Annotated in this window: 12 protein-coding genes; 5 read left to right on the forward strand and 7 right to left on the reverse strand. The window is 69.1% G+C overall.

Annotated elements, in window-relative coordinates:
• Positions 1-182: 182 nt before the first annotated feature.
• From G6038_RS29225 to G6038_RS29245, 5 genes are read left to right on the forward strand one after another with little or no spacing between them, the layout of a single operon-like run.
• On the forward strand, positions 183-644 hold the full coding sequence (locus G6038_RS29225; RefSeq protein ID WP_006936221.1) for an Asp23/Gls24 family envelope stress response protein: 462 nt from the start codon (positions 183-185) through the stop codon (positions 642-644).
• A complete protein-coding gene (locus G6038_RS29230; RefSeq protein WP_165042241.1) occupies positions 641-958 on the forward strand; it encodes a hypothetical protein in 318 nt (105 codons plus the stop codon). The genes G6038_RS29225 and G6038_RS29230 overlap by 4 nt, the downstream gene beginning before the upstream one ends.
• Positions 955-1,149 carry a hypothetical protein gene (locus G6038_RS29235; RefSeq protein ID WP_003937668.1) on the forward strand — a complete coding sequence of 65 codons (195 nt, stop codon included), beginning with the start codon at positions 955-957 and terminating at the stop codon, positions 1,147-1,149. The genes G6038_RS29230 and G6038_RS29235 overlap by 4 nt, the downstream gene beginning before the upstream one ends.
• Positions 1,142-2,179 (forward strand): DUF6286 domain-containing protein, encoded by a 1,038-nt coding sequence (locus tag G6038_RS29240; RefSeq protein ID WP_165042243.1) that lies wholly within the window; start codon positions 1,142-1,144, stop codon positions 2,177-2,179. Before G6038_RS29235 ends, G6038_RS29240 begins: the two co-directional genes overlap by 8 nt.
• Complete coding sequence (locus tag G6038_RS29245; protein ID WP_165042245.1) at positions 2,176-2,751, forward strand: hypothetical protein; 576 nt, start codon at positions 2,176-2,178, stop codon at positions 2,749-2,751. Before G6038_RS29240 ends, G6038_RS29245 begins: the two co-directional genes overlap by 4 nt.
• 133 nt (positions 2,752-2,884) lie before the next feature.
• On the opposite strand, the gene tuf is transcribed toward G6038_RS29245, so the two are convergent.
• The 7 genes from tuf to G6038_RS29280 form a co-directional block, all read right to left on the reverse strand.
• Complete coding sequence (gene tuf / locus G6038_RS29250) at positions 2,885-4,075, reverse strand: elongation factor Tu (protein ID WP_006936215.1); 1,191 nt, start codon at positions 4,073-4,075, stop codon at positions 2,885-2,887.
• Between the two features lie 92 nt (positions 4,076-4,167).
• Positions 4,168-6,270, reverse strand: coding sequence for an elongation factor G (gene fusA / locus G6038_RS29255; protein WP_165042247.1), 2,103 nt, complete (start codon positions 6,268-6,270; stop codon positions 4,168-4,170).
• Between the two features lie 147 nt (positions 6,271-6,417).
• Positions 6,418-6,888 (reverse strand): 30S ribosomal protein S7, encoded by a 471-nt coding sequence (gene rpsG / locus G6038_RS29260; protein WP_003937663.1) that lies wholly within the window; start codon positions 6,886-6,888, stop codon positions 6,418-6,420.
• The gene (rpsL, locus tag G6038_RS29265; RefSeq protein WP_003937662.1) at positions 6,888-7,262 is read right to left on the reverse strand and encodes a 30S ribosomal protein S12; all 375 of its coding nucleotides are present in this window, start codon (positions 7,260-7,262) and stop codon (positions 6,888-6,890) included. Before rpsL ends, rpsG begins: the two co-directional genes overlap by 1 nt.
• A gap of 310 nt (positions 7,263-7,572) precedes the next feature.
• On the reverse strand, positions 7,573-8,097 hold the full coding sequence (locus G6038_RS29270; RefSeq protein ID WP_165042253.1) for a DUF3558 domain-containing protein: 525 nt from the start codon (positions 8,095-8,097) through the stop codon (positions 7,573-7,575).
• A 23-nt stretch (positions 8,098-8,120) separates the two neighbouring features.
• Positions 8,121-8,663: a DUF3558 domain-containing protein gene (locus tag G6038_RS29275; RefSeq protein ID WP_165042249.1), complete on the reverse strand. Its 543-nt coding sequence runs from the start codon at positions 8,661-8,663 to the stop codon at positions 8,121-8,123.
• A gap of 9 nt (positions 8,664-8,672) precedes the next feature.
• Positions 8,673-9,202, reverse strand: a 530-nt coding sequence (locus G6038_RS29280) for a TetR family transcriptional regulator (protein WP_165042251.1), incomplete at its 5' end; no start/stop codon positions are given.

Below are 9,202 nucleotides of genomic sequence, written 5' to 3' on the forward strand. Positions count from 1 at the left end.
CCGCTCCACCCTCCGCCGGCAGTGACCCACGCCACCGCAATCCGTGCAACTGTTTTACCAAATACCTGGGCGTCCGGACAGGGCGCCTTCGTGCGAGCCGCGCGCCCCGCACCCGGGGCGGCCTGGAGTTACTACAGTCGGAGGGGACAGACCTTCATCCGGCAGGCCGACGAGGAGCCCCCATGACCAGCGACAGCGGCGCAGGCGTCAGCCGCGTGCAGTTCGGCAACGGAATCGCGCCGGGACCGGTCGACACCCAGGGGCGCACCATCATCGCCGACGCGGTCGTGGCGAAGATCGCCGGAATCGCGACCCGCGAGATCAGCGGCGTCTACGACGTCGGCGCCGGCACCGCACGTGTGGTCGGGGCCCTGCGGGACCGCATTCCCGGCGCGCGGATCAACCACGGCCAGGGCGTCGCCGTGGAGGTCGGGGAGAAACAGGCCGCGATCGACATCGGCATCGTCGCCGAATACGGCGTGGCCCTGCACGAACTCGCCGTCGCGATCCGCCACAACGTGATCGCGGCCGTCGAACGGATGACCGGCCTCGAGGTCACCGAAGTCAACATCACCGTCTTCGACGTCGTGCTGTTCGACGAGACCACCGGTGTCGCCGACGACCTGAAACCCCGCGTCCAATGACCACCCCCGCCGAGCCCGCAGAACTCGCCGCGGCCGCCGCCCGGACCGTGCCCGGCGTCGCCGACCTCCACGGCGGAGCCTTCGGCGAGGTCGCGACCTATCTGCCGGGCCGGCGCGTCACCGGGATCCGCCTCGGCTCCGACAAGTGCGCGGTACACGTCGTCGTCGAGTACCCGGCCGACCTGTACGCCGTCGCGGCCGCCGTCCGCGCCCGGCTCGAGCCGCTGCTCGGCGTCCCCGTGGACGTGACCATCGAAGACCTACGGATCCCGTCACCCGACGGCGAGCACCCGACCAGTGAGGTGACCCAGTGAACCACACCCCTGTCAGCAACACCGCCGTCGGACTCCTCGCGGGACTGCTGCTGGCCCTCGCGGGCATCCTCGGCGGCTTCAGCGGCCTGCTGTTCGGCATCCTGCTCGGCGCCCTCGGCATGGCGATCGGCGCCCACCGGGACGGGCTCCTCGACCTGGGCGCTCTGCTGCGGAGCCGGGGCCGTGGCTGACCCCACGCCCACCGGCCCGAGGACCCTGCCGGCCGAGGCCGGCGCCGACGAGGTCACCACCGAGACGGTCGACCCCGTCGGGCACCGCGGACAACTGGTGATCAAGGACCGCGCCGTCGAACGGATCGCCGCGGCCGCTGCCCTCCAGGTGCCCGGCGTGGTTCGCCAGCGCGGTGGGCTGAGCCTGTTCACCGGGCGGGAGCTGCCCCGCGCCGACGTCACCACCGGCGGTGGCGCCGTCGCGATCAACCTGTACATCGCCGCGGAATGGCCCTACGACGCGGCCGCCCTCACCCGGCGTGTGCACGACGCGGTCGACCGTCAACTCCACGAGCTGACCGGCCTGCCGGTGCACGAACTCAACGTGCTCGTCGCGGCCACGTCCGTCGCCGAGCCGGCCGAGCGCAGCGAACCGGCGGTGCCGGTCGAGTACACCGAGGCCGACATCGTTGCCCGGACCGAGTACCGGGCTCCCGTACCGGTCGTCGCGCCGCTGCCGCCCCTGGCCCATCCGGCCGCGGCCCCGGCGGCCGCGCTGATCGCCGTGGGCGCCCTGGCACTCGCGTTCGCCGCCGCCCGGGAACTGCTCATCGTCCGCGGGACGTACGCGGGCGCGCCGTGGCTGCGGAACTCCTTCGAATGGTTCGGTCGGCTGCACTGGCAGAGCTGGATCGCGCCCGTCGCTGCGGTCCTCGTGCTGCTGGGTGTCGTGCTCGTCGTGGTGGCGGTCAAGCCGCGGCGCCGCACCCACGTGCCCCTGCAGGTGTCCGGACCGGTGCCGACGGTGTGGATGCGCCGGACCGACCTGGCCCGGATGTGCAGCGCCCACGCGTCCACGCTGCCTGGTGTGTACGCGGCCCGCACCGTCGTCGATCGCCGTCGCGCGCTCGTCAGCGTCGTGGGTTCGGGTGAGGAGTCGACCGCCGATCTCGTCGCCGCGGTCCGGGGGGCGGTGGCGCCGAACCTGGCTCTGCTCGCCGACCCGATCGCTCTCGTGGTGCAGGTGCACCGGCCGAGGACGGTGCGATGAAGCTGCGCACCGTCCTGGTCAACCGGATGCTCACGTTCGCCGTGGGCGCCGCGCTCCTCGGCGCCGGGGCCTTCGCGCTGGCCTGGCTGTGGCAGGTGCGCTTCGCCCGGGAATGGCTGGCCCGTCTGGACCGGCCCCGCGTCATCGACGTCCCGGACCAGTCCTGGTGGGAGGGCGCGTTGTGGACCGCCGTCGCGGTGGGCGTGACGATCGGGATCGTGCTCCTGGCGGTCAACTTCTCCCGGCGCCGGACGTCGCGGGTGCAGCTCTACGACGAGGTCACCGAGGCCACCCTGGCCGTGGAGCTCGGACCGGTGGCCGACGGCGTCGCCGGCGAGCTCGCGGCCCTGCCCGGTGTGCGGGCCACCCGCAGCCGGGCCGTCGTCGAACGCCATCTGCCGACCCTGTCGATCACGGTGTACGCGGACCCGAACATCGACGTCGCCGACTTCACCGCTCGCGCCGAGGAGACCGCCGAGCGGGCCGCCCGGGCGCTGGGCGGGGCCCGCGTGGCGACGCAGGTACTGCTGCACCTGGATCCGGCCCACCCCGAATCCGGCGGACAGGGGTAGGCCACCGAGCGAAGGTGGCATTTCGTCGGCGTACGGAGATGAACGATACATTCGCTCGTCCCCCCGGGGACGGAAACGTCGAACGGCGCCCACCCCGAAGGGTGGACGCCGTTCGACGTCAGCGAGAACTAGCTCACTTGATGATCTTCGTGACGCGACCGGCGCCGACGGTGCGGCCACCCTCGCGGATCGCGAAGCGCAGGCCCTCGTCCATGGCGACCGGCTGGATCAGCTTGACGGACATTTCGGTGTTGTCGCCCGGCATGACCATCTCGGTGCCCTCGGGGAGGGTCACAACGCCCGTCACGTCCGTGGTACGGAAGTAGAACTGCGGACGGTAGTTGTTGAAGAACGGGGTGTGGCGGCCACCCTCCTCCTTGTTGAGGATGTAGGCCTGGCCCTCGAACTCCGTGTGCGGGGTGGTGGTGCCCGGCTTCACGACGACCTGGCCGCGCTCGACGTCCTCGCGCTTGATGCCGCGGACCAGCAGACCGACGTTGTCGCCGGCCTGGCCCTGGTCGAGCAGCTTGCGGAACATCTCGATGCCCGTGACCGTGGTCTTGGTCGAGGTCGGCTTGATACCGACGATCTCGACTTCCTCGTTCACGTTGATGACACCGCGCTCGATGCGGCCGGTGACGACCGTGCCACGACCGGTGATGGTGAAGACGTCCTCGACGGGCATGAGGAACGGCTTCTCGGTCTCACGGACCGGGTCCGGGATCGACTCGTCGACGGCGCTCATGAGCTCGAGGATGCTCTCGGTCCACTTCGGGTCACCCTCGAGTGCCTTCAGGGCCGAAACCTTGACGACAGGAGCCTCCTCGTCGAAGTCCTGCGCAGCGAGGAGCTCACGGACCTCCATCTCGACGAGCTCGAGGATTTCCTCGTCGTCGACCATGTCGGACTTGTTGAGCGCGACGAGGATGTAGGGCACGCCGACCTGACGGGCGAGCAGCACGTGCTCACGCGTCTGCGGCATCGGGCCGTCGGTGGCGGCCACGACCAGGATCGCGCCGTCCATCTGAGCCGCACCGGTGATCATGTTCTTGATGTAGTCGGCGTGACCCGGAGCGTCGACGTGCGCGTAGTGGCGCTTCTCGGTCTGGTACTCGACGTGGGAGATGTTGATCGTGATACCACGAGCCTTCTCCTCCGGAGCCTTGTCGATCTGGTCGAACGCGAAGCTCTGGTTCAGCTCGGGGTACTTGTCGGCCAGCACCTTGGTGATCGCCGCCGTCAGAGTGGTCTTGCCGTGGTCGACGTGACCGATGGTGCCGATGTTCACGTGCGGCTTGGTCCGCTCGAACTTCGCCTTCGCCACTTGAGGGTCCTCCTGGACTGTTGTTGCTTGCAGTATGCAGCAGTGCGGTTGTTACTTACTTGGTCGTGCAGCCGACCGGGTCGGAACCGAGGTTACTCGCCGGTCGCCTTGGCGATGATTTCCTTCGAGACGTTCGAGGGAACCTCAGCGTAGGAATCGAACACCATGGAGAAGTTCGCGCGACCCTGGGTCTTCGACCGCAGATCACCGATGTAACCGAACATCTCCGAGAGCGGAACCAGCGCCTTCACGACACGGGCACCACTGCGTTCCTCCATGGCCTGGATCTGGCCACGGCGGGAGTTGAGGTCGCCGATCACTTCACCCATGTAATCCTCGGGGGTGGTGACCTCGACAGCCATGAGCGGCTCGAGGATGACCGGCGCGGCCTTGCGCGCGGCCTCCTTCAGGGCCTGCGAACCGGCGATCTTGAACGCCATTTCCGACGAGTCGACGTCGTGGTACGCGCCGTCGAGCAGGGTGACCTTGACGTTCACCAGCGGGTACCCGGCGAGCACGCCGTACTGCATCGCGTCCTGCGCACCGGCGTCGACCGAGGGGATGTACTCGCGGGGCACGCGGCCGCCGGTGACCTTGTTCTCGAACTCGTAGGTCGCGCCGTCCTCGCCCACGAACGGCTCGAGGGCGATGATGACCTTCGCGAACTGGCCGGAACCACCGGTCTGCTTCTTGTGCGTGAACTCGAGCTTCTCGACCTTCTTGGTGATGGTCTCGCGGTACGCCACCTGCGGCTTGCCGACGTTGGCCTCGACCTTGAACTCACGACGCATGCGGTCGACGAGGATGTCGAGGTGGAGCTCGCCCATGCCGCCGATGACGGTCTGGCCGGTCTCCTCGTCCAGCTCGACGGAGAAGGTGGGATCCTCCTCGGCCAGCTTCTGGATCGCGGTGCCCAGCTTCTCCTGGTCGGACTTGGTCTTCGGCTCGATGGAGACCTGGATGACCGGATCCGGGAAGGTCATGGACTCGAGCACGATCGGGGCGTCCTGCGCGCACAGGGTGTCACCGGTCGTGGTGTCCTTCAGGCCGATCATCGCGTAGATGTGGCCGGCCACCGCCTCGTCGACCGGGTTCTCCTTGTTGGCGTGCATCTGGAACAGCTTGCCGATGCGCTCCTTCTTACCCTTGGTGGCGTTGAGCACCTGGGCGCCCGGCTCGATCCGGCCGGAGTAGACGCGCACGAAGGTCAGCTTGCCGAAGAACGGGTGCGCGGCGATCTTGAACGCCAGCGCGGAGAAGGGCTCGTCCTTGCTCGGCTTGCGGTTGAGGGTCTCCTCCTCGTCGCCGAGCTTGTGGCCCTCGACCTCGCCGATGTCGAGCGGGTTCGGCAGGTAGTCGATGACCGCGTCGAGCATGGGCTGGATGCCCTTGTTCTTGAACGCGGAACCGCACAGCACCGGGTACAGCTCGGAGGCGACGGTCAGCTTGCGGATGGCGCCCTTGATCTCGGCAACGGTGAGTTCCTCGCCACCGAAGTACTTCTCCATGAGCTCTTCGTCGCTCTCGGCGACCGTCTCGAGCAGCTTCTCGCGGTACTCGGCGGCCTTGTCGGCCAGGTCCGCGGGGATCTCCTCGATCGTCGGCTCGGCGCCGATGTCGACGGTGCCACGCCAGGTGTAGGCCTTCATCTCGACGAGGTCGACGACGCCGTCGAACGCATCCTCGGCGCCGATCGGGAGCTGCAGGACCAGCGGCTTGGCGCCGAGGCGGTCGATGATGGTCTGGACCGTGAAGTAGAAGTCCGCGCCCATCTTGTCCATCTTGTTGACGAAGCAGATGCGCGGAACGTCGTACTTGGCGGCCTGCCGCCAGACCTGCTCGGACTGCGGCTCGACGCCCTCCTTGCCGTCGAACACGGCGACCGCGCCGTCGAGGACGCGCAGCGACCGCTCGACCTCGACCGTGAAGTCGACGTGGCCGGGGGTGTCGATGATGTTGATCTGGTTCTTGTTCCAGAAGCAGGTCACGGCGGCGGAGGTGATGGTGATACCCCGCTCCTTCTCCTGCTCCATCCAGTCGGTGGTCGAGGCACCGTCGTGGGTCTCACCGATCTTGTAGTTCACACCGGTGTAGAAGAGGATGCGCTCGGTCGTCGTGGTCTTGCCGGCATCGATGTGCGCCATGATGCCGATGTTGCGGACCTTGTTCAGGTCGGTCAGCACTTCCTGTGCCACAGGTAACCCCGCTCGTAGCTCGTGTCGGTCCTAGGGTGCGGACCAGTGTTCTCGGATGTTCAGCCGGCCTTCAGGGACCGACACAGTTGTGCGAACGGCCGGCCGGGCGGATTTCGGGAAAACCGGATCCTCCCGACCGGCATCGACTCACCAGCGGTAGTGCGCGAACGCCTTGTTGGCCTCGGCCATCTTGTGGGTGTCCTCGCGACGCTTCACGGACGCACCCAGACCGTTGCTGGCGTCGAGGAGCTCGTTCGCGAGGCGCTCGACCATGGTCTTCTCACGACGCTGACGCGAGAAGGTGACCAGCCACCGCAGGGCGAGGGTGGTCGAACGACCGGGACGAACCTCGACCGGCACCTGGTAGGTGGCGCCACCGACACGGCGGCTGCGCACCTCGAGGGCGGGCTTGACGTTGTCCAGAGCGCGCTTGAGGGTGACGACCGGATCGGTGCCGGTCTTCTCGCGCGCCCGCTCGAGTGCCTCGTAGACGATGCGCTCGGCGGTGGACTTCTTGCCGTCCAGCAGGATCTTGTTGACCAGCTGGGTGACGAGCGGCGACCCGTAGACCGGGTCGGCGATCAGGGGACGCTTCGGAGCGGGACCCTTACGTGGCATCAGCCCTTCTCCTTCTTCGCGCCGTAGCGGCTGCGCGCCTGCTTGCGGTTCTTGACACCCTGGGTGTCGAGCGAACCGCGGATGATCTTGTAGCGGACACCGGGGAGGTCCTTCACACGACCACCGCGCACGAGCACCATCGAGTGCTCCTGCAGGTTGTGACCCTCACCCGGGATGTAGGCGGTGACCTCGACGGAGCTGGTCAGACGCACGCGGGCGACCTTCCGGAGCGCCGAGTTCGGCTTCTTCGGGGTGGTGGTGTACACGCGAGTGCACACACCGCGGCGCTGCGGGCTGCCCTTGAGGGCCGCGGTCTTGACCTTGGCGGCCTTGTCGCGGCGGCCCTTGCGGACCAGCTGATTGATGGTTGGCATCTACCGGCTTTCTCGTTGTCTGAAGACTGCTCGCACGAGCAACCTTGGCTGTTCTGAAATTAGGGATCCATCGGTTGGGGCAAGAGAGCCGCTGCCCCGCACCCACCCCTCGTGTGCACACGAGGTCGGGCGTGTCGCGTACCCCCACACAGGCAGCCGGGGGCTCGCTCCTGCGGAGATTCCACAGACCGCGCGCACGGCACTACCTCGCATAGGCACACAGATCGGCCCGGGCATGCCGGACACGACCCACAACGATACCCGGCGGCGCGGCGCAAGGTCAAAGCGAGCTGCGGCGGCCCGCTCGCGCTCAACTGCTGAGGTCGAGGGTCAGTCGGGCCAGCGTGACGGCCGCCGCACACGGATCCGGAGGGGCCGCGCCGGGCGCGTACTGCACCCACCAGCCGAAGATCCCCGTCGTGGACGCCCCGGCGGAGATGCCGCAGGACGCCGGGTCGTCGGGCGGGCGCATCAGCACGGCCCGCCGGCCCTCCACGGTCGTGTTCTCGACCGCGTATCCCAGCCGTTGCGCGGTCTCCCGCTCGGTGTCGAGGGAACCGGTCTCGAACCAGTTGAACGTGACCTTCGCCGGCGCGCCCGCACCTGCGGTGTCCCACCGGCAGATCGCCCCGAAGAACCCGCGCTCGATCGCCTCGACGCCGACCGCCTCCGCGATCTGCTCGTCGGTGACGGCATCGCACTCGGTGAGCAGGCGCGTGAACTCGGCGGAGGCGCCGCCCGCTCCGGCCCCCTCCGGCACGGCCTGCCCCTCGATCGTGCTGCCGCACCCGGCGAGCACCGCGGCCAGGGTCAGCAGCGACGGCAGCGTCGCCACCCGTGTCGTCCACGTCGTCCGCTTCACCGCTGTGCCCTTTCCGCGCTGAGCTCGGCCAGGTCGCGAGCCACCACGCACGCGTCCGCGGCCGGCGTGAAGAGCCCGTACGTGACGGACCAGTGCACGAAGTCGCCCCCGAACTGCACGCCGATCTCGCACAGCACGGTCTGCCCGAAGTCGTTCTGCGCCGAGCCCTGGAAGCCCGGGTTGCCGTCGACCTCCACGTCGATCGCGGGCCGGCCGATCAGGTCGGAACCGGCCCGTTCGCGGCCGATCGGGCTGCCGCGGTACCAGGAGAACGTCACGCTCGGGCCGCCCGTCCCGACGAGTTCCCATTCGCATCCCACCGAGTTGCGGGTGACCTGCACGAACGACCCCAGCCCGAAGGCCCGGGCCACCTCGTCGTCGGTGACCGACCCGCACGCGCCGAAGAACGGGCCCGGCTCGGTCACCTGCAGAGTGGGCGACGCGCCGGCGGCCGGGCCCTCGGGCGGGTCCGAGCCGCACCCGGCGACGACGGCACCGACGAGTCCGAGGACCGCGACCGTGGCCAGCTTGGGAGGCATGCCACAAACCTAACCGGCCTGGTGCTGCGCCGCCGAACGCTGCCGGGCCGCGTCGAGCACCGTGTCGAGCTGCGCGGCCCAGTGCCGGACGATCTCGGCCCGGCGCCGCGAATCGTCGGTGAGGACGTCGGCGAGGCCGAGGCCGCGCGCGAGGTCGAGGGTGGCCTGCACCATGCGGTGCACCGTGGCGTCGGACTCGTCCACGCCGAGCTGCTCGACGGCGACGCGGTGGGCGACGCGGCCGAAGTGTTCCTCGAGGGGGACGATGCGGGCCCGCAGTTCCGGGTCGGCCGCCGCGGCCGTCCACACCTGCAGCGCCGCCTTGAACAGGGTGCCGGTGTAGTAGTCGACGAGCCGGCGCACCACGGCCTCGGTGCGGGCGGCCCCGAGTGGCAGGTCCACGGTGTCGCGGCGGGCGAGATCCATCCGGCTGTCGAACATGAACTCGAGCGCCGCGGTGATGAGGTCCTCCCGGGTCGGGAAGTGGTGCTGGGCCGCGCCGCGGGACACCCCCGCCCGTTCGGCGACCACCCCCACCG

Source organism: Rhodococcus sp. 14C212, assembly GCF_011058195.1.
In the GTDB taxonomy this organism is placed as follows: domain Bacteria; phylum Actinomycetota; class Actinomycetes; order Mycobacteriales; family Mycobacteriaceae; genus Rhodococcus; species Rhodococcus aetherivorans.